Raw genomic sequence first — 19,912 nt, forward strand, 5'->3', positions numbered from 1 at the left:
CACCCGCTAGGCTGGGATCCTGACACGGGGTGCCGCGCAAAGGGCCGGCTGAGATCCACACCCGTTGAACCTGTCCGGTTAGCACCGGCGAAGGGATGTCTCCTTTGTCCTCAACGTTTTTGCCGTCACCTGCGGCTGCCGATTCCGCCAGCGCAGTTCTCCGCACTATTCCCCGGGTACTGGCGATAGCCGGCTCTGATCCTTCCGGCGGCGCAGGGATACAGGCAGACCTCAAGAGCATCGCCGCCAATGGCGGCTACGGGATGGCCGTCGTAACGGCCCTTACGGCGCAGAACACCCAAGGCGTCCGTGCCGTCCATGTGCCGCCCGCCTCCTTTCTGGCCGAACAGCTGGAGGCCATTAGCGACGATATCGTCGTAGACGCCGTGAAAATCGGGATGCTCGGAGACGCGGACGTCATTGGTGTGGTCAGGGCCTGGCTCACGAAGGTCCGTCCCGGCGTCGTCGTCCTGGATCCTGTCATGGTGGCCACCAGCGGGGACCGGCTGCTGCAGGAATCCGCCGAAACAGCACTCCGGGCGCTGCTGCCGCTGGCTGATTTGCTCACGCCGAACCTCCCCGAGCTGGCCATGCTGCTTCAGGAGCCCCTGGCAAAGGACTGGAAAGCGGCACTCGAGCAGGGCAAACGCCTTGCAGCCGTCACCGGCGCCACGGTATTGGTAAAGGGCGGGCATCTCGACGGCGGGGAGTGCCCCGATGCCCTCGTGAGTGTTTCGGCTGGGTTTCAGGCGAAGGTGGTGGTGGTTCCGGGCGAGCGTGTGCCCACGCGAAACAGCCACGGTACTGGATGTTCACTTTCATCAGCTTTGGCGACAAGCCAGGCGCGGCTGGGAAACTGGGAAGAGGCCCTGCGGGAGGTCAAGCCCTGGCTGCGCGGAGCCCTGGAAGGATCAGACATCCTGGAAGTGGGCAGGGGAGCCGGCCCTGTTCATCACTTTCACCACTTTCCGGCCATGCCCGTAACGGAGCCCAAAGGACAGACAGAAGTGCAGTCCGGAAGAGCCTTCATGGAGGAACTGCGCGAGAGCGCCGATCATCATTTGGCGTCCATCTACCGCCTCGAGTTCATCCGTGGCCTGGTTGAAGGCTCACTGCCTGAACAGCAGTTCGCTTACTACCTCAGCCAGGACGCGATCTACCTGAATGGATACTCAAGGGTGCTCTCAAGGGCCTCCGCAATGGCTCCCACCGAAGAGGAACAATTGTTCTGGGCGCGGTCCGCACAGCAGTGTCTGGAAGTCGAATCCGAGCTCCACCGCAATTGGCTCAGCACCCGCCCTGTTCAATCTGAGCTGGGACCAGTGACAAAGTCGTACGTGGACCACCTCCTTGCCAGCTCTCTGGCGGGAAGCTACGGAGTGCTTGTTGCTGCTGCTTTGCCATGCTTCTGGCTCTATGCAGAAGTAGGGGCCACCCTTCACTTGGAATTCCAGGCCAACGGAGCTCCGGCGGAACATGCCTACGCCGACTGGCTACGGACGTACGCGGACGAGGATTTTGCCGCCGCCACGCGTCAGGCCATCGGGTTTACGGAACGCGCTGCTCTCGCAGGTTCCGAAGCCGAGCGCCGAGCCATGGCGGTGGCGTTCGGGCAGTCCTCCCGCTACGAGGTGGAATTCTTTGACGCGCCGCGCCTGCACGCATGAACGTGAAGCGGGCGGAGAGCCTGTAAGATCATGGGGCAAGGTTCGGGAAGTCGTGAGGTAAGCCCATGTGGCCCCTATCACGTACTCAGCCCCGGAACCAGCCTCATTTGCGACCGAAGGCAAAATTAGCGTAAACTAGATCTTCGGTGCTTACGCCAACACTTGGGTTTTGACCTCGGGAACGGGCCACTTAGAAAACGGGTGGACATTGTTTCCGGGCTAGCTCACGGATTTCCTTGAGGAATCCACGGCGTTGAGGCACAGCGTGAGCCAGGCCAAACAACCGGACCCAGGTTCCGCACGCAAATTTAGTAAGAAACGTCGAGAGAAGTGAGTTCCCAAGTGGTGTACGCGATTGTCCGCGCAGGCGGCCGCCAAGAGAAGGTTTCCGTTGGAGACTTCGTTACCCTGAACCGCGTCACCGGTGGAGCCGGCAGCACCATTCAGCTGCCCGCACTGCTCCTGGTAGACGGTGACAAGATCACGTCCGCAGCTGCGGACCTGGCTAAGGTAACGGTTACGGCTGAAATCCTTCAGGACCTCCGTGGTCCGAAGATTGTCATCCAGAAGTTCAAGAACAAGACCGGCTACAAGAAGCGCCAGGGTCACCGTCAGGAATTGACCAAGGTCAAGATCACCGGTATCAAGTAGCCACTGGTTACTGTTCAGGTTTTCAGCAGATTCCCCAGAATTTAGAGGCAGGCATTTCAAATGGCACATAAAAAAGGCGCGAGCTCCACTCGCAACGGTCGTGACTCGAACGCACAGTACCTTGGCGTCAAGCGCTTCGGTGGCCAGGTCGTTTCGGCTGGCGAAATCATCGTCCGCCAGCGTGGCACCCACTTCCACCCGGGCGCCGGCGTAGGACGCGGCGGCGACGACACCCTGTTCGCACTGCAGGCAGGCGCTGTTGAATTCGGCACCCGCCGCGGCCGTCGGGTCGTGAACATCGTTACTGCTGCAGCTGCAGAGTAACAAATAGTTTTTGAACCGGTGGAGCGGGCCATATGGTCCGCTCCACCGGTGTTTTAACCGCATTACAATCATCTTGGGCATCTTTCGGACGTCCGGAAATCAGCACTGAGGAGATCCACGTGGCGAGCTTTGTAGACCGGGTAGTACTGCACGTATCCGGCGGTACCGGCGGCCATGGCTGTGTTTCCGTTCACCGTGAAAAGTTCAAGCCCCTCGGCGGTCCCGACGGAGGCAACGGCGGCAATGGCGGCGATGTCATCCTGCGCGTTGACCACCAGACCACCACCCTGCTGGACTACCACCACGCACCCCACCGCCACGCGACCAATGGCGGTCCTGGCATGGGCGACTGGCGCGGCGGGAAGAACGGCGAAACTCTGATCCTTCCCGTTCCGGATGGCACCGTGGTCAAATCCAAGGACGGCAAAGTCCTCGCTGACCTCGTAGGAGAAGGTGCAGAGTACATTGCGGCAGCCGGCGGAATCGGTGGCCTGGGAAATGCTTCGCTCTCCTCCCAAAAGCGCCGTGCGCCGGGCTTCGCCCTCCTCGGCATCGAAGGCGAGTCCAGCGATATCGTCCTGGAACTCAAGTCCATCGCGGACATCGCACTTGTCGGCTTCCCATCGGCGGGCAAGTCCAGCCTGATCGCAGCCATGTCTGCGGCCCGGCCCAAGATCGCCGATTACCCCTTCACCACTCTCATCCCCAACCTGGGCGTGGTCCAGGCCGGCGACGTCCGTTTCACCATCGCCGATGTTCCCGGCCTCATCGAAGGCGCCAGCGAAGGTAAGGGCCTGGGCCATAACTTCCTCAGGCATGTCGAACGCTGCGCGGCCCTGGTTCACGTCCTCGATTGCGGCACACTGGAATCGGATCGCGATCCGTTGTCAGACCTCGCCATCATTGAAGCTGAACTTGAGAAGTACGCCGTCGACATGAGCTACGCGGGAACCGACGGCGAGGTTGTTCCGCTGAACCACCGTCCGCGCCTGGTTGCGCTGAACAAGGTGGACCTCCCGGACGGCAAGGACATGGCCGAATTTGTGCGCCCCGAGCTGGAATCGCGTGGATACCGTGTGTTCGAGATTTCCGCGACAAGCCACGAGGGACTCCGCCAGCTGGGGTTTGCAATGGCTGAAATCGTCAAGGCAGCCCGTGACGCCATCGCCGCCACCCCGCCGAAGGTTCACGCGCCCGTGCTGCGTCCCCGCGCCGTCAATGAAGCAGGATTCAAGATCCGCCGGGAAGAGAAGAACCTGGAACCGCTTTTCCGCGTGCTTGGCGACAAGCCGGTGCGCTGGGTTAAGCAGACGGACTTCACCAACGAGGAAGCCATCGGCTACCTCGCCGACCGCCTGGCCAAGCTTGGCGTGGAAAACGAACTGTTCAAACAGGGCGCTAAGCCCGGTGACACCGTGGTGATCGGCGAAGATGACGGTGTGGTCTTCGATTGGGAGCCCACCATGATGGCGGGTGCAGAGTTGCTGGCATCACCGCGCGGCACCGATGTCCGCTTTGCCGACATTGGCGACCGCCCCACGCGTGGCCAGAAGCGCGATGAGCAACAGGAACGTAAGGACGCCAAGGCCGCCGCCCGCGCCGAACTGGAAGCAGAACGCAAGGCTGGTATCTGGACCGAATCCGTGAGCGGCCGCCGTGTCGCACGCCCGCTCAAGGAGAGTGGACTGGGCGCAGAAGATGACGACTAAGGCGGTGAGCCCGGTCAGGACCTCAACGGTTCCTGACCGGAGCGTCCTTTCGGGTGCCCGCCGCATTGTGGTCAAGGTGGGTTCGTCCTCCCTTACCAGCATCAAAGGCGGTATTTCCGAAGAAGCCCTGACCGGCCTTGCTGATGCTCTGGCCCACAAACGGAACGCCGGAACTGAGATCATCCTGGTCTCTTCAGGGGCCATCGCCGCGGGCCTGGCGCCCCTCGGCTTGGCGAAACGGCCCAGGGATCTTGCCACCCAGCAGGCTGCTGCTAGCGTTGGCCAGGGGCTCCTGATGGCCCGTTACACCCAAGCTTTCGGAGCCCACGGGGTAACGGTGAGCCAGGTGCTCCTGACCGCCGATGACTTCATGCGCCGCAGCCAGCACACCAATGCCTTCCGTGCCCTCGACAGGCTCCTGAATCTCGGCGTGGTTCCGGTGGTCAACGAAAACGACACCGTGGCCACCCATGAGATCCGGTTCGGTGACAACGACCGCCTCGCTGCCCTGGTAGCCCACCTCGTGCGCGCCGACGTGCTGGTATTGCTGTCCGACGTTGACTCCCTCTACGACGGGCCGCCTTCGCACGGTGCCCTGCGGATCCCGCACGTCGCCGGCCCGCACGACCTTGACGGGGTTTCTATCGGCAGCGCCGGCAAGGCAGGAGTAGGAACCGGGGGGATGCTCACGAAGGTGGAAGCGGCATCAATTGCCGCAGGCTCCGGGATCCACGCGCTTGTTACCTCCACCCGGAACGCTGCCGCAGCGCTGGCTGGGGAGGATGTTGGCACCTGGTTCTCCGTCAACGGCTCCCGGAAGCCCATTCGGCTCCTCTGGCTGGCCCACCTCGCCTCAGTGCAGGGGCGCCTGGTTCTCGACGACGGCGCGGTGCTGGCTGTCCGGGACCGCCGGACCTCGCTGCTCCCTGCCGGCATTTCCGCCGTGCACGGCGACTTTGAAGCGGGCGACGCCGTCGAAATGGTTTCCGCCGACAACACCGTAATTGCGCGCGGACTCGTTAACTACTCTGCCTCCGAACTTCCCCAGATGTTGGGCCGCTCCACGAAGGAACTCGGCAAGGCCCTGGGGCGAGGTTATGACCGTGAAGTTGTTCACGTTGACGATCTGGTGCTGGTTTAGCCCGCCCGCTCGCCTAAACTTGAACCATGACTGAGGCCCTGATTCCCACTGCACCTGCGATTTCCGAGGAAACCCCTGTGGTTGCCCCGGTTCCGGACGCTGGAATTACGCCGTCGACTCCTGCCGAAGTAGAAGCCGCCGTCCACGCCATCGCAGACCGCTCCCGCCACGCCGCGCGGCGGATGGCGCGCGCCAATCGTGCGTGGAAAGACAAGGCGCTCCGGGCCATCGGCGATGCCCTGCTCGAGCACCGCGGCCGGATTCTGGCCGCTAACGCAAACGATGTAGCCGCCGGAAAAGCCAACGGCACCTCAATTGCGCTGCTGGACAGGCTGACACTGGACGAGAAGCGCATTGAAGCCCTCGCCGCGGCCCTGGACAGCCTCGCCAATCTGCCTGATCCCGTGGGAAACGTGGTGCGGGGGCAGACACTGCCCAACGGTTTGCGCCTGCGCCAGATTAACGTCCCCATGGGAGTGGTGGCCGCTATTTACGAGGCCCGCCCCAACGTCACCGTTGATATCGCAGGCCTAGCCCTCAAGAGTGGAAACGCCGTCATCCTTCGTGGCGGAACGGCAGCAGCCTCAACCAACGACGCCTTGGTGCAGATCCTGCGCGACGCCCTCGAATCAGTAGGCCTGCCGGCCGACGCCGTCCAGACTGTTGACCAGTTCGGGCGTGAAGGCGCGAATGCACTGATGCGTGCGCGTGGGCGTGTGGACGTGCTTATTCCCCGCGGCGGCCGGGAGCTCATCCAGACGGTCGTGGCGAACTCCTCAGTTCCGGTCATTGAGACCGGCGAAGGAAACGTCCACATCTTCATCGACGAATCCGCCGACGAAGAGATGGCAACCGAGATCCTCCTCAACGCCAAGACGCAGCGCCCCAGCGTCTGCAACACCGTGGAGACCCTCCTGGTGCATTCCGGATCGACTGTCCTTCCCGCTGTTGCAGCGGCGCTCCGCAAGGCAGGTGTCACCCTTCACACCGATGAAAGGACCCGTGCAGCTTTGCCTGCCTCGGTTGACACTGTCCCTGCCACCGACGAGGACTGGGCCACCGAGTACATGGACCTGGACCTCGCAGTGGCAATCGTAGACACCCTGGATGACGCGGTGAAGCACATCCGGACGTGGTCAACAGGCCACACCGAGGCCATTCTGACGAACAACCTCGCTAACGCGGAGCGGTTTATCGCCGAGGTGGATTCGGCCGCAGTGATCGTCAACGCGTCAACGCGCTTTACCGACGGCGGTGAGTTTGGTCTCGGGGCAGAGGTGGGAATTTCCACCCAAAAACTGCACGCGCGCGGACCGATGGGGCTGCCTGAACTGACCACCACCAAGTGGATCGTTCAGGGCGAGGGCCAAATCCGCAGCTAGCAAAGCTGTAACATAGAACAGAAGTCCTGAACGGCGGGACCGCCCGCCGTCGTCATCCTTTGTACTCAGTAGGGGAGAAAATGCTGCTTCAGCAGATCGCCACGTCCATCGCTGCCACCGCCGGCGGCGAAGCCGGCCATGAGGAGCTCGCTCCATTGTGGGCCGAGCCCTGGGTATTCGGCGCGGTGATGTTTGCCATCCTCCTGGCGCTGATGTTTGTGACCCTCTCCTACACGAACCTCGGCAGGCGCCACGAAGCTGTTGACGAACATGCCGATCCCCACCGCCAGCACCCGAACAAGCACGATCACGGCCAAGGTCACTAACATTTCCGCCAAACTGCAGCAGACCGGCGCGAAGCGCCGTCTGCGTCTGGGCGTGATGGGCGGCACCTTTGATCCCATCCATCACGGGCACCTTGTCGCGGCCAGCGAAGTTGCCGCACAGTTTGGCTTGGACGAAGTTGTTTTTGTGCCCACCGGGCAGCCTTGGCAGAAAATGACTAAGAAAGTCAGTGAGCCGGAGCATCGTTACCTCATGACGGTCATTGCCACGGCATCCAATCCCCGCTTCACTGTCAGCCGTGTCGACGTCGACAGGCCGGGACCGACCTACACGATCGACACCCTCCGCGACCTGCACATCCAGCGTCCCGATGCTGATCTCTTCTTCATCACCGGTGCGGACGCCATGGCCCAGATCCTTTCATGGAAGAACATCGAGGAACTCTGGTCGCTTGCCCACTTTGTGGGAGTGACCAGGCCAGGTCATGTGTTGGATGGAATGGGGCGCGATGACGTCAGTCTCCTTGAGGTGCCTGCCATGGCTATTTCTTCAACGGACTGCCGCACCAGGGTCGCCGCAGGGGAGCCGGTCTGGTACCTCGTACCCGATGGGGTTGTCCAATACATTGCAAAATACGGGCTCTACGCCGGGACGCAGCCCGGCAACGAGCACCGCGCAGAATCCACCGCCAGACAAACCAGCAAGCACTGAATGAGTTTTAAATGAGTCAGGAACAGCCACCCGTCCGCAGCCGTCGTGAACTACGTCAGGCAAGAGATGCGCGTCTGGAAGAAACCCGCGACGCCGGAGCACAGGCACCCGGTCAGGCTCCTCTTGTCTCGAAACAGCCGGCAGCCCCCCAGCCCGAAGAGAGCCCGGCCACGAACACCCCGGCCACAGATCCCTTGGACACTGGGAGCACCGGCCGCGTGAGGCGGGTTGCGCCTGAGCCGGTGGATTCGGTCAGGACATCGGCCGAGCGTTCTTCCCAGATCCGCGCCCGGGACCGTGCTGCCCTGCGGACGATTAAGGAATTGGCCGAGAAGGAAGAGCAGCTTTCAGCCGGCGGACCGCCCACGCGGCGTCAGTTGAGGCTTCAGCAGTTGAGGGCTGAGGCGTCTCCTCCAACGGCTGCGAATCCCGTGATCTCCCCACCGCGAGGTAGTACGGATGCCCAGGCCGAGGGCCATAGGCCGCGGCGCCAGGAATCAGCTGGTTCGCCTGCCGAGCGTCAGGACGGCGGCTTGGATGGTTTGAATGTTCCGAACGGCATGACTGTCGAGCAGGCTTTGGCCACGCGCACGCTCATTGCTGAACAGGCCAAGAACCAGTTGGCCAAAATGGAGCACATCGCGGCGAACGATCCGGAGGCCGTTGACCCCGAGATCCTGGCCCAGCAGATTGCCCTTGCAGAGCGCGCCGCCGTGCTCAATAAGCGTGCCATGGCGAAGCAGAAGCTTGCCGAACAAGCGACGGCCCCTCAACAACCACGCCATGATCCAACAGCTGCCAGCAACCTTGCCATGGTGACGCCACTCGAATTTGTGCAGGTTCCCGGCATCGACCGCCCGGTCATGAAGAAGCCGGCTACGTCCTACGTTCCGGTGGTAACCCACCCCGGGCCCCGTGTACCGGCGGAACGGCAGGCCGGTCCACGCAGGCCGGGCCCGCCCCGGCTGAACAGCAGCGGTCCCATCACGGGGCGCTCCGGCGTGTTGGCTCGGGCTGAGGCCGTGGCACAGGCAGCCGCCCCACCAGCCCCTGCAGCCCCCCAGACAACCCCTGTCAGCGTTCAGCGCAGACAGACACAGACCTGGGACGCAGAGGCAGAAGATAATTTCACCGAGCATCCGCGTGTCAGCGCAAATGCAGCGTATGGCCTTGAACCGCTGGATGCCGTCACAGCAGGCCTGGGAAGGGCCCACCGCCTGCGCCTGCTTCAGTTGGCTGTACTTGCCATTGGCATCGTTGCCCTGATTGCCGGCGTCACCATGATTATCAGCGGCCTGACCCGCTGAACCCGCTTTAACCCACTAAAAGGAGTCCCCGTGACTGCATCTGAATCATCCATCGCCACAGCCCGCCTCGCAGCCAAGGCTGCGGCGGAGAAAATCGCCGAGGACATCGTTGCCCTCGACGTCAGTGAGCGACTGGCTCTCGCCGACGTGTTCCTGATCGCGTCGGCACCGAGCGAGCGTCAGGTCAATGCCATCGTTGACGGCATCGAAGAGGAGCTCTCCAAGCAGGAGCTCCGCCCGGTCCGCCGCGAAGGCAGGTCCGGCGGCCGCTGGGTGCTGCTGGATTACTCCGACATTGTCATCCACGTCCAGCACGAGGAAGACCGGGTCTTCTACGCCCTGGAGCGCCTGTGGAAGGACTGCCCTGTGGTGGATCTGCAGCTGGGAAATGACACGTCAGCCAAAGCTGCTGTCTCCTCCGATACGGAGTAACCGCTCGGAAAAGACGAATATGCCCGATTTGGAATTTTCGGAAGGGCTGATCTAAGATATTTGAGTTGCTCCGGAGAAATCCGGACAGGAAATCAGCTGAATGAAACCGATTCACCGGTCGAATTTATGCAGGGGCAACGAAAATTCGGGGCTGTGGCGCAGCTGGTAGCGCACCTGCATGGCATGCAGGGGGTCAGGGGTTCGAGTCCCCTCAGCTCCACCGGATGTCCGCCGGAACCGCAAGGTTCCGGCGGATTTTTTGTTTCCCGGTTTTTGTTCCGGGGCCGGTGGTTTCGATCTGCGCATCCCGTCGTGCAGGTTCCTGCCGGATTCGCATCCCGCCAGTTTGTGCATTAAGCTGATCGAGTTGCTTCCGCGAAGGATAAATCTTCACGGGTCGGCAATGAGGGGCTGTGGCGCAGCTGGTAGCGCACCTGCATGGCATGCAGGGGGTCAGGGGTTCGAGTCCCCTCAGCTCCACCCATCACCGCTGGAACCATGGATTGTCCTTGGTTCTGGCGGTTTTTCTTTGTCTCATTAGCCCCGTCCTGGATCCGCAACCGGCATGCCGTCATTGAGGCACTGGACTACGATGGCAAGGTGAATGAAGCATTGCCCCCTTGCCCTGAACGCCCAAAGTCGACGGCGTGGGTCCCATGCAGCTCAAATCGGGCGTGGTGAAAGAGGTCTGACCACAACCCAGCCGGACGTGGAGGCCGACGTCCTTGTTATCGGCGCCGGCCAGGCGGGCCTGTCCGCTGCCTACCATTTGGCCCGCCGCGGTGTTGTTCCGGCCGCCAGCGTCGTTCCGGCGGCTGGTGTCGCTCCGGCCACCAGCGCGCCAACTGCACCTTGGACTTACGCAGTGCTGGACGCCGAAGAAGGACCCGGGGGAGCATGGCGACACCGTTGGAAGAGCCTCCGCATGGCTACCGTCAACGGGATCAGTGACCTTCCTGGCATCCCGAAACCGGAAGCGGACCCGTCAGAACCAAGCTCCGAGTTCCTCACCCGCTACTTCAGCGACTACGAGCACCAACTGGGCCTGGCGATTCAGCGTCCTGTCAAAGTGCGAACCGTGTCCCGGCAGGACGCTGACCCTTCCGGGCGCCTCCGGATCGAAACATCCGCAGGATTGTGGAACGCACGCACTGTCATCAATGCGACGGGAACGTGGAGCCGGCCCTTCTGGCCGGTGTATCCGGGCCAGTTCACCTTCCGTGGCAGGCAACTGCACGTGGCTGACTACGTCTCCGCAGAGGAATTCCGCGGGCAGCACGTTCTGGTGGTGGGCGGCGGAATCTCGGCCGTAGGGCTTCTGGACGAGATTTCCAAAGTCACCAGCACCAGCTGGTTCACCCGCAGGGAGCCAGTCTGGCGGGACGACGACTTCGACCAGAAGGCAGGCCACGACGCCGTCGCGCTTGTGGAAGAGCGGGTCAGGCTGGGCTTGCCGCCGCAAAGCGTCGTGGCGGTAACCGGCCTTCTGTGGACTCCGACGCTCAGGGCCGCTGAGAAGCGTGGTGCTCTCAACCGCAAGCAGATGTTTACTGCCATTGAACCTGGCGGAGTCCGACTGGCTGACGGCGGTTTCCTCGCCGCCGACGTCATTTTATGGGCCACGGGGTTCAGGGCAGAACTGGAGCACCTGGCCCCGCTGCATCTTCGAGGCCCTGGCGGCGGAATCGCCATGGATGGAACGCAGGTGGCTGCAGAGCCCAGGGTTCACCTGGTGGGCTATGGCCCGTCGTCGTCCACCATTGGGGCCAACCGCGCAGGCAGGGCTGCTGTTGCAGCGATTCTGCGTTTTCTTGAAGGGCAACATGAACCACACAGCTGAGAGCGGCGTTCCCCTGCTGAACCGCCTCCGCAGGTTCCCCGACGTGGAGGCCGCCAACCTGCAGGCGTGGGATGCCACGGACAGCCTGCTGCTCGACACGGCAGCCGGTTTCCTGCCGGAGGACGGAAACGTAACGGTGATCGGCGACCGCTACGGGGCGCTCACTCTTTCGCTGGCACGAACTCATTCACTGGCGCAGCCCCTTGCCGCGCCAGGTTCCCCGGAAGCCACCATGCTTGGCACAATTCGTGTCCACCAGGACCTGGTCACGGGGGAGAAAGCCCTGCGAAACAACGCTGCCAGCCTTGGCATCGGCGGATTTGAGCAATTGCCGTTGGGCCCGTCCCTTCTCTCGGGAGCGCGCCTTGTCCTGATGCAGCTCCCCAGGACCCTGGCCGAACTCGAAGAAGCTGCCGATGCCGTGGCGCGCTATGCCGAACCGGACGTGGTTCTCCTGGCCGGCGGCCGGATCAAACACATGAGCCTGAGTATGAACGAGGTTCTTGCCCGCTGTTTCGAAGATGTGGAGCCGCAGCTGGCACGGCAGAAATCCCGCGTGCTGGTGGCGCGTACTCCCAAGCTCCGGACCGCACCCCTGCCATATCCGGTTGTTGAGGAGAACACCGAGCTCGGCATTACTGTCTGCGCCCACGGCGCCGTGTTCTCCGGCACCAAACTGGACATCGGAACAAGGTTCCTTCTGACGTTCCTTCCCAGAATGGCCTCTGCTTCCCATGCAGTGGACCTGGGCTGCGGAACGGGAATTTTGGCGGCCATGTATGCCCGAAGCCATCCCGATGCCCAGGTCACTGCGACCGATCGTTCCGCTGCGGCAGTCGCTTCGGCCACTTGCACCGCTCAGGCAAACGGACTGTCGGGTCGCATTAGAGTGCTGCAGGATGACGCCATGGAATCACTGCCTGAGGCCAGCGCCGGACTCATCCTGCTCAACCCGCCCTTCCACCTGGGAGCAAGCGTGCATGCAGGCGCCGGCATCAAGCTGTTTGAGGCCGCGGCAAGGGTGCTGGAACCCGGCGGCGAACTGTGGACCGTCTTCAACAGCCACCTGCCGTACTTACCGGCTTTGGAACGGCTGGTGGGGCGAACAACAGTGCAGGGAAGGAACCCAAAATTCACTGTCGCCAGGAGCATTTCGCGGAGAGGAACCTGAAACCGGACAACCGACTTTTCGGTCGGTGCCAGACTGCATGGTCAAGTGCGTGCGGGGGGTCGTGCCGGGACCCCCGGGAGTAACGTACGATGCAGACATCACTAATAAATTTGCCGAGAAAGTGTAGGGGAATCCTTGACTGAGATCCGCCAGCCGTCCCCAAGGCGCGGAACCAATCTGCCCCGGATGGGCGACTTTAATCTCACAGTCATCCTGGACGCCATTCGCCGGTCAACAGCCGGACTGAGCCGGGTGGAACTTGCCCAGATTGTCGGACTTTCCCCGCAGACCATCTCCAACATTTCGCGTCGCCTGCTGGATCAGCATCTGATCATCGAGGCCGGTAAAGAGGGTAATGGGCCTGGGAAACCAAGGACCATCCTGCAGCTTAATCCTTCGGGAATGTACGCGGTGGGCGTTCACCTTGACCCCGCGGTAACCACCTTCGTGGTCCTGGACCTTGTCGGTGCTGTGGTGAAACATTCCAAGATCAACACGCCTGGAGGATCCGACCCCACTGCTGTGATTGCGACGATCGCAGGCGAAATTAGGAAACTCGTGGACGAATCAGGAGTGGATGCCTCAAAGATTGCCGGACTTGGCGTCGCTGCGCCCGGGCCTATAGACCTGGAGCACGGCACCGTTGTGGCCCCTCCGCTGCTGGCCGGCTGGGACCGGGTGCCCCTACGTGATGCTCTTGCCGAGGCCACTGGGCTGTCCACCCTGGTGGATAAGGACGTTACGAGCGCTGCTGTGGCGGAGACCTGGGCGGGTGGTCCCAGCGGCTCGGGGAGTTTCGTCTTTATGTATATGGGCACGGGCATCGGCTGCGGAATTGTGCTCAATGACGAGTTGGTAAGAGGAACGTCAGGAAACGCGGGAGAAATCGGCCACATCGTAGTCGATCCTGACGGCCCGCCCTGTGATTGCGGCCTCCGCGGCTGCGTCAAGTCTTCCTGCATCCCTCAAGTGCTTGTCGCGCAGGCAGTGGAGGCTGGGGTGCTGGAGCACGACGCCGGGAATTCCGGCGCGGCGTCCGCAATTCAGAACAGCTTTGCCAAACTGTTCGAGGCAGCTGAGGCAGGAAACAGTGCCGCGGCGGAGATCATTGACCGGTCGGCAGTCCTGGTCTCGCGGGCTGTGGCGGTCATCACCAACACCCTGGACGTTGAACGTGTTGTGTTCGGCGGCCCCTTCTGGAACCTCCTGTCAGAGCGCTATCTCAACCGGATTCCGGAACTGCTTCAAAGCAACAGCGCTGCGCGGCAGATCCACGGCATCGAGGTAGTGGGCACCGGCGTCGGTGAGGATGTAGGCGCGGTGGGAGCCGCGTGCCTGGTCCTCGAGCACACCCTTGCACCGCGTTCACAGCGATTGTTGCTCGAGGGCTGACACGGCGCGAGGGCCTAACACGCGGGCTCTCCAGGGCTAACCCGCTCTAGTCGATATCCTCCACAATCGTTCCATAAGGCACCGTCTCATCGAGATGGGCCTGGTGGCCGGTGGCCCCGGCGTTGTAGACCACCCGGACGCCATACTTCTGGTCGGCTGCTGACTGCATCAGGATGGGGCGGATCGTGTCCACAACGTGCTGGTCCTGCGCGGCGAGATACTGCTGGTAGCTGGCTGGAAGCTGAATCATGCCATCAGGATAGACCTGTGGCCCGCGCATGGGGAGAGGTCCCCATTGCCCAAAATTGCTGGTCCCGTTTGGATAGGATGGCCGGTGGCGGCGCTTGATGCCGCCGTCGCGCCGCCGGGAGGCACCTCCCCTCGGCTACCAGCAGCTTTCAGGGGGACTTCAGTGCTTCAGACCACGGCGCCCGTCAGGATCGAACCCGCTGAACTCTCCCGGGCCAAGCAGATCATGGGGGACATTTCCCGCAGTTTTGAAGCGAAAGTAGTGGGACAGGCCAGGCTGCGGGAATCGCTCCTCATCGGCCTGATGACCGGCGGGCACATTCTTCTTGAGAGTGTGCCCGGGCTGGCCAAAACAACTGCCGCCCAGACCGTTGCCGACGCCGTCAGCGCTGACTTCCGCCGCATCCAGTGCACGCCGGACCTGCTGCCCAGCGACATCACCGGCACCCAGATCTACGACGCCGCCAAGGGAACGTTCATCACCCAGCTGGGGCCGGTGCATGCCAACATCGTGCTCCTGGATGAAATTAACCGGTCGAGCGCCAAAACCCAGAGCGCCATGCTGGAAGCCATGCAGGAACGGCAGACCACCATCGGGGGAACGGTCCATCGTTTGCCCTCGCCGTTCCTCGTGCTGGCCACGCAGAACCCGATTGAGCAGGAGGGGACCTACGTTCTCCCCGAAGCCCAAATGGACCGGTTCATGCTCAAGGACGTACTGGACTATCCAACGCCTGCCGAAGAGGCTGAAATTATCCGCCGGGTCGATGCCGGGATCTTCACTGATGAACAGAAGCCTGCCGCAGCCGCATCCTTGGGCGCCATTTCAGAGGTCCAGGAGCTGGTCCGCCGCGTATATATCGATCCCGCGATCGTCCGCTACATTGTGGGACTGGTCTACGTCACGCGGAACGCCGCCCAGTACATCGATGCCAGGCTTGCCGGCTTCATCGAGTTCGGCGCCAGCCCCCGTGCCAGCATCGCGTTCAGTCAGGCAGCGCGGGCGGTTTCTTTGCTGAACGGCCGCGACCACGTGATCCCTGAGGACGTAAAGTCCCTGGCACACCGTGTGTTCAGGCACCGGTTGATCCTGGGCTTTGAAGCTGTTGCCGAGCAGGTCCGGGTGGAAACAGTGATCGACGCCATTGTCGCTTCCGTCCAGACACCCTGAGTCCGCCGTGACCACCAGCCTTGTGCAGCGGGTGAAGTCGAAGATGTCCATCTTCGCCCACCGTAAAGCCCGTGGAATGCTCGACGGCGAGTACGGTTCTGTCTTCAAGGGCCGCAGCCTCGACTTCGAGGACCTGCGGGCCTACGTTCCCGGTGATGAAGTCCGCGACATCGACTGGAAAGCCACGGCCCGCCACGGCTCACCGCTGATCCGGCGCTACGTTGCTGTCCGGCGCCAGACACTGCTGCTGGTGACTGATACCGGCCGCAACATGGCAGCCACGGCGGCTGACGGTGAGGACAAGAAGGACATCGCGGCAATGGCCCTCGGGGTCCTGGGATACCTTGCCCTCCGCCACCGCGACGTCGTCGGGCTCGTGGCAGGGGACTCGGCCGGATCACGCTCGCTGCCTGCAAAAGGTGGAGAAGCCCATCTTGAACGGCTTCTTCGCGACGTGCATGCCAGCGCGGGGCTGACCGTTCCTCCGAGTGATCTGCGCGTTCAGCTGGAACATGTGGCGCGGAACTATCGGCAGCGGATGTTGCTGTTCGTCGTGGCCGACGAGTTGCTCGCGGATCCAGGAATGGAGAGGCTGCTCCGACGGCTCCGGGCGCAGCACGAGATCCTGTGGCTGACCATACGTGACGCTGACCTGGGCGCGCCGGGGGAGCAGTATGACGTCGCGGATTCGCGCGTCCTCCTGAGCCATCTGGCGGGATCAGAAGAAGTCAGCCGCGCCTACGGGCTTGCCTGTGCCGAGCGGACAGCCGCACGGGTCGGAATGTTCCGGCGGCTGGGGATAGCTGAAGTGACCGCCGGAAGCAGCCACGAGGTTGTTCCTGCGATTTTCTCCCTGCTGGAACGGCACCGCCATGGACGGTAAGGCGGACTTCTACGGGCCGCTGCTTTACAGTCCCTGGCTGCTGTGGCTCGGGGTCGGCCTGGTGGCCCTGGTAACAGGGTGGTTCCTGTTTGTGTTCCTGAGTACCAGGCGTCCGCAGGTTCAAACGGAGCATCTCCTGCCGGCGTCGGACCTGACCGCATTACAGAAGGACTTTCTGGAACGCATCAACAAGGTGGCCGGTGACGCCCATACGGGCCGGTTGCCGGCACGGCAGGCCCATCAGGAACTCAGTCTCCTGGTCCGGATATTTGTGCAAAGCGCTTCAGGCGTCGCTGCTCCCCGGATGACCCTTGCCGAGTTGCAGGAGAAGGGCCCGCCCCATCTGGCCGCAGCCATCGCGCGGCTCTACCCTGGCGAGTTCGCAGCGGATCCACAGGAATCGCCGGCGGCTGCCGCGGAGACTGCCCGCGAGGTGGTCCGATCATGGAGCTGACTTTCTGGTGGGTTCTCCCTGCGGCACTGGTGATGGCTGGAGCCGCAGTCTGGTGGGAACTAACGCGATCCAAGCACGGGAACGCCCGACGGCGGCCGGTGGCCTATGGCGATCGGCTCACCGCCCTGCCCGAATACCAGTCGGCGCTCCGGCGGTATCGGCGCTGGCTCACGGTGATGGCGGTGGCGGCAGGGATGCTGATCACCGCATGTGCTGTCGCAGCGGCGAGGCCGGCCGAGCGCAGCACCGTCCGGCCCGAACAGCAGAACCGGGATATCGTGCTCTGCCTCGATGCTTCGGGTTCGATGAGCAGTGCCGACTCGGCAGTGGTAGAGACCTTCGGCCGCCTCGCTCAGGAGTTCGACGGCGAGCGGATAGGGCTGACCATCTTCGACAGCACCGCCGTCCAGGTTTTCCCGCTGACTGATGACTACGAGTACGTCGCCGATCAGCTCAAGGAAGCCCGACGGGCGTTTGATGGGGAATCAGAGGCCACCGGCTTCCTCGACGGAACATGGGGCGGTGAGGGGTCATCACTCATCGGAGACGGCCTGGCGTCCTGCGTGCGGAGCTTCCCCGAGGCTGACGGTCAACAGGGGGCTGCGCAACAGCGGTCCCGGTCCATCATTCTGGCAACCGACAACTATCTGTCGGGAAACCCGATCTTCACCCTCGCCGAAGCGGGCGCGTTCGCCCAGGAAAACGGCGTGCGAATCTATGCGGTGAATCCCGGCGACTACGATTTTGGCAGCGATCCCGGGCAGCCGGGAGCCCAGCTGCGGTCTGTTGCCGAGAAAAGCAACGGCGGCTATTTCGTTCTGGACGATCCCCAAGCCGTGGCAGGCATTATCCAGCAGGTGCAGGCCACGGAGGCTTCCAGGTTCCAGGGGTCGCCGCGGGCAGTGATTGCAGACCGGGCGGAGGTTCCGCTGGCTGTTGCGCTGGTGTCCGGATTGGTGCTCGCAGGGGCCTCGTGGCGGCTGAAGCGATGACGTTCAGTCCGATTGTTCCGTGGTGGATGCTGGGCGTGGTCTTCCTGGCCTCCATGGTGCTCGTTTTCCGGATGCTTCCGAGAGGGAGGGTCGGCAGGGGAAGCCCCGCCCAGGCAGCAACCCGCAGGGCAGATGTCAGGGACGGGTTGTTCCGTGGTGGTCTTGTGATCCTGCTGATCCTTGCAGCCCTTCGCCCGGGACTGCCGGGCGGCCACCTGACTGCTGCCGCCTCCAACCTGAACGTCTTCTTTGTCGTGGACACCACCAGCAGCATGGTCGCGGAGGATTTCGGAAGTTCGGAGCCGCGGCTGCAGGGAGTGAAGGCGGACATCCTGTCCATCGCCGGGGAGCTCAGCGGGGCACGCTATTCGGTCATCACCTTCGACTCGTCGGCCGCAGTACGGATGCCGCTGACGGTCGATTTTTCGGCACTGGAAACGGTCATTTCCATATTGGGTCCCCAGGTCACAAATTACTCCACCGGAAGCAGCGTCACCATGGCGGGGAAGGCGCTGCAGGCAAGACTCCAGGCGGCCAGGGAAAGCCATCCCGAAAGGCCCCGGATTGTCTACTACCTGGGCGACGGCGAACAGACCAGTGCCGAGCGGCCCACGCCGCTGGGAGTGGAGACCAGCCTTGTGGACGGCGGGGCGGTACTGGGATACGGCACGCCGGAAGGCGGAAAAATGAGGGAAAACACCGGCGCAGCGGACGACTCCGAAGCGGGCTACATCAAGGACAGGACCGGCGGCGAATCCCGTGATGCCATCTCCAAAATTGATGAGGACCAGCTACGGAAAATTGCGGACCAGCTCGGGGTCCCCTATGTGCACCGCACGGCTGGAGCTTCCGCTGCCCCGATGCTTCAGGATGCCAGTCTCGGCAACCTGGACCGTACCGAACAGGTCCTCGACGGCCGGACCGAGCTGTACTGGATCCCGGCGCTCGCAGCTCTTCTGCTTGCCCTGCGCGAGGGCATTCTGGTCATAGGGCAATTGAGGATGTTGAGGCCGCTCCGTGAGGGATAGGAATTACTGCGCCGACGGGACGAAACGGCTCAGCCGGCGGCGCAAGCTGCTGTTGTGGTCTGCGGTCCCAGTCCTTCTGGTGATGCTTGTCACAGCCAAAATCTTCAGCCTCGGAGCACTTGGGAACGCCGCGGCGGACGGTTTTGACCGGGGCGATTCTGCGGCCGTGGCTTCAGCTGCGTCAGGGTTGGCCATCGCCAACATTTTCGAGCCGCACAAGGCACTCTTTGCCGCCGGGGACGCTTTGGTATTGGAACAGGACTATGCAGGTGCGCGTGGAAAGTTCTCGGAGGCACTGGCAGCAGCTCCGGCGTCGGACGCGTGCCGGATCCGCGTGAACCTTGTGCTGGCCATCGAAGCGCTCGGAGACACTGCGCTGGAGGCCGGGGACAGCATTGAAGCTGCGCGGCTCTATGCAGAAGGGCTCGCAGTGATCAAAGAAGCACCACCGGAATGTTTTCCAGAATCCTCGAGCGCGCAGGGCAGCGAAGGTGAGAAGCTCAATCGTGCCGGCGCACGCCTGAAAGAGAAATCCGGGCAGGGTTCCCAGCAGCAACCGGAGCAAGGCGACGGGGACGACGCCCAGCCAGAGCCTTCCGATGGGGCCAGGCAGAGTCAGCTCCAGAAGCTCGAGCAAAGGGGAAAGACAGCCCAGCAGGAACGCAATACCGGCCGGCAAAGGGACGAGTACCTCGACAGCGACGGCGCCGGCACCGACCGGCCGTGGTGACCTGTGGCCCTGCAGCGCTGGCGGAAAAAGGTCACCATAACCAATCAGCCTGATTCGGTCGAAGATTCTTCTGCTTGCCGCGCCAATGGACCGTAAAACTGCGTCTTAATTCGGAGGTCAACTTGAAGCCGTCCTGCGGGGCCCATAGAGTTCTATACAAGTTACCGAGGTAACGTGTCAGCGATCCTCCGCAGTGCCCGTCGCAAATGCGGCGTGTGAGGAGGGTGTGGGTGCCCCCATGTGGGCCTGACATTTGCTCACGGAGAACTTCCTTCCAGGCGTAACAGTCGCGGCTGCGTCCTGCGGAAGTCTTTTCGTGTTCCCCAAACTCCATTCATTGACGGCACTGCCGTACTGGTATCGGGCTTTCCAGCCACAGGACCGGACGAACGT

General features: G+C 62.7%; 20 protein-coding genes, 2 tRNA genes and 1 riboswitch. Of the genes, 21 read left to right on the plus strand and 1 reads right to left on the minus strand.

Annotation, left to right across the window (positions count from 1 at the left end):
• Positions 1 to 15: 15 nt before the first annotated feature.
• Positions 16 to 113: riboswitch (TPP riboswitch) on the plus strand.
• The 15 genes from M1E05_RS09450 to M1E05_RS09520 all read left to right on the plus strand — a co-directional run bounded on the left by M1E05_RS09450 (position 96) and on the right by M1E05_RS09520 (position 14,012).
• Positions 96 to 1,667: a bifunctional hydroxymethylpyrimidine kinase/phosphomethylpyrimidine kinase gene (locus M1E05_RS09450; RefSeq protein ID WP_461165085.1), complete on the plus strand. Its 1,572-nt coding sequence runs from the start codon at positions 96 to 98 to the stop codon at positions 1,665 to 1,667. Its footprint overlaps the riboswitch before it by 18 nt.
• A 342-nt stretch (positions 1,668 to 2,009) precedes the next feature.
• A complete protein-coding gene (gene rplU / locus M1E05_RS09455; RefSeq protein ID WP_247045937.1) occupies positions 2,010 to 2,318 on the plus strand; it encodes a 50S ribosomal protein L21 in 309 nt (102 codons plus the stop codon).
• 60 nt (positions 2,319 to 2,378) lie between these two features.
• A complete protein-coding gene (gene rpmA, locus M1E05_RS09460) occupies positions 2,379 to 2,642 on the plus strand; it encodes a 50S ribosomal protein L27 (RefSeq protein WP_247045811.1) in 264 nt (87 codons plus the stop codon).
• Between the two features lie 119 nt (positions 2,643 to 2,761).
• The gene (obgE, locus tag M1E05_RS09465) at positions 2,762 to 4,351 is read left to right on the plus strand and encodes a GTPase ObgE (RefSeq protein WP_458111127.1); all 1,590 of its coding nucleotides are present in this window, start codon (positions 2,762 to 2,764) and stop codon (positions 4,349 to 4,351) included.
• On the plus strand, positions 4,341 to 5,492 hold the full coding sequence (proB, locus tag M1E05_RS09470; RefSeq protein ID WP_458111126.1) for a glutamate 5-kinase: 1,152 nt from the start codon (positions 4,341 to 4,343) through the stop codon (positions 5,490 to 5,492). The genes obgE and proB overlap by 11 nt, the downstream gene beginning before the upstream one ends.
• Positions 5,493 to 5,518: 26 nt before the next feature.
• Positions 5,519 to 6,874, plus strand: a complete 1,356-nt coding sequence (locus M1E05_RS09475) for a glutamate-5-semialdehyde dehydrogenase (RefSeq protein WP_461165086.1) — start codon at positions 5,519 to 5,521, stop codon at positions 6,872 to 6,874.
• Positions 6,875 to 6,954: 80 nt separating this feature from the next.
• Positions 6,955 to 7,200, plus strand: coding sequence for a hypothetical protein (locus M1E05_RS09480; RefSeq protein WP_458111124.1), 246 nt, complete (start codon positions 6,955 to 6,957; stop codon positions 7,198 to 7,200).
• Positions 7,201 to 7,255: 55 nt separating this feature from the next.
• On the plus strand, positions 7,256 to 7,870 hold the full coding sequence (nadD, locus tag M1E05_RS09485; RefSeq protein ID WP_458114513.1) for a nicotinate-nucleotide adenylyltransferase: 615 nt from the start codon (positions 7,256 to 7,258) through the stop codon (positions 7,868 to 7,870).
• Positions 7,871 to 7,881: 11 nt separating this feature from the next.
• Positions 7,882 to 9,177, plus strand: coding sequence for a hypothetical protein (locus M1E05_RS09490; RefSeq protein ID WP_461165087.1), 1,296 nt, complete (start codon positions 7,882 to 7,884; stop codon positions 9,175 to 9,177).
• 30 nt (positions 9,178 to 9,207) lie between these two features.
• Positions 9,208 to 9,609: a ribosome silencing factor gene (gene rsfS / locus M1E05_RS09495; RefSeq protein WP_309105363.1), complete on the plus strand. Its 402-nt coding sequence runs from the start codon at positions 9,208 to 9,210 to the stop codon at positions 9,607 to 9,609.
• A gap of 147 nt (positions 9,610 to 9,756) precedes the next feature.
• Positions 9,757 to 9,829: transfer RNA gene (locus tag M1E05_RS09500), tRNA-Ala, on the plus strand.
• Between the two features lie 187 nt (positions 9,830 to 10,016).
• Positions 10,017 to 10,089 (plus strand) — tRNA-Ala (locus M1E05_RS09505).
• Between the two features lie 229 nt (positions 10,090 to 10,318).
• A complete protein-coding gene (locus tag M1E05_RS09510) occupies positions 10,319 to 11,449 on the plus strand; it encodes an NAD(P)-binding domain-containing protein (RefSeq protein WP_461165088.1) in 1,131 nt (376 codons plus the stop codon).
• On the plus strand, positions 11,433 to 12,620 hold the full coding sequence (locus M1E05_RS09515) for a class I SAM-dependent methyltransferase (RefSeq protein WP_461165089.1): 1,188 nt from the start codon (positions 11,433 to 11,435) through the stop codon (positions 12,618 to 12,620). Before M1E05_RS09510 ends, M1E05_RS09515 begins: the two co-directional genes overlap by 17 nt.
• Before the next feature lie 186 nt (positions 12,621 to 12,806).
• Positions 12,807 to 14,012 carry an ROK family transcriptional regulator gene (locus tag M1E05_RS09520; protein WP_461165090.1) on the plus strand — a complete coding sequence of 402 codons (1,206 nt, stop codon included), beginning with the start codon at positions 12,807 to 12,809 and terminating at the stop codon, positions 14,010 to 14,012.
• A gap of 46 nt (positions 14,013 to 14,058) precedes the next feature.
• Here the strand turns inward: M1E05_RS09520 and M1E05_RS09525 are convergent, their stop codons facing one another.
• Positions 14,059 to 14,262, minus strand: a complete 204-nt coding sequence (locus M1E05_RS09525; RefSeq protein WP_247045837.1) for a hypothetical protein — start codon at positions 14,260 to 14,262, stop codon at positions 14,059 to 14,061.
• Between the two features lie 162 nt (positions 14,263 to 14,424).
• Between M1E05_RS09525 and M1E05_RS09530 the strand changes: the two genes are divergently transcribed.
• From M1E05_RS09530 to M1E05_RS09555, 6 genes are read left to right on the plus strand one after another with little or no spacing between them, the layout of a single operon-like run.
• On the plus strand, positions 14,425 to 15,432 hold the full coding sequence (locus M1E05_RS09530; RefSeq protein WP_461165091.1) for an AAA family ATPase: 1,008 nt from the start codon (positions 14,425 to 14,427) through the stop codon (positions 15,430 to 15,432).
• A 43-nt stretch (positions 15,433 to 15,475) separates the two neighbouring features.
• Positions 15,476 to 16,315, plus strand: a complete 840-nt coding sequence (locus M1E05_RS09535; RefSeq protein ID WP_461165221.1) for a DUF58 domain-containing protein — start codon at positions 15,476 to 15,478, stop codon at positions 16,313 to 16,315.
• Complete coding sequence (locus M1E05_RS09540; RefSeq protein ID WP_461165092.1) at positions 16,305 to 16,769, plus strand: hypothetical protein; 465 nt, start codon at positions 16,305 to 16,307, stop codon at positions 16,767 to 16,769. The genes M1E05_RS09535 and M1E05_RS09540 overlap by 11 nt, the downstream gene beginning before the upstream one ends.
• A complete protein-coding gene (locus tag M1E05_RS09545) occupies positions 16,760 to 17,761 on the plus strand; it encodes a vWA domain-containing protein (RefSeq protein ID WP_461165093.1) in 1,002 nt (333 codons plus the stop codon). Before M1E05_RS09540 ends, M1E05_RS09545 begins: the two co-directional genes overlap by 10 nt.
• Complete coding sequence (locus M1E05_RS09550; protein WP_461165094.1) at positions 17,758 to 18,789, plus strand: vWA domain-containing protein; 1,032 nt, start codon at positions 17,758 to 17,760, stop codon at positions 18,787 to 18,789. Before M1E05_RS09545 ends, M1E05_RS09550 begins: the two co-directional genes overlap by 4 nt.
• Positions 18,779 to 19,519 (plus strand): hypothetical protein, encoded by a 741-nt coding sequence (locus M1E05_RS09555; RefSeq protein ID WP_461165095.1) that lies wholly within the window; start codon positions 18,779 to 18,781, stop codon positions 19,517 to 19,519. The genes M1E05_RS09550 and M1E05_RS09555 overlap by 11 nt, the downstream gene beginning before the upstream one ends.
• Positions 19,520 to 19,912 lie beyond the last annotated feature (393 nt).

It is taken from the genome of Arthrobacter sp. R4-81, assembly GCF_054792365.1.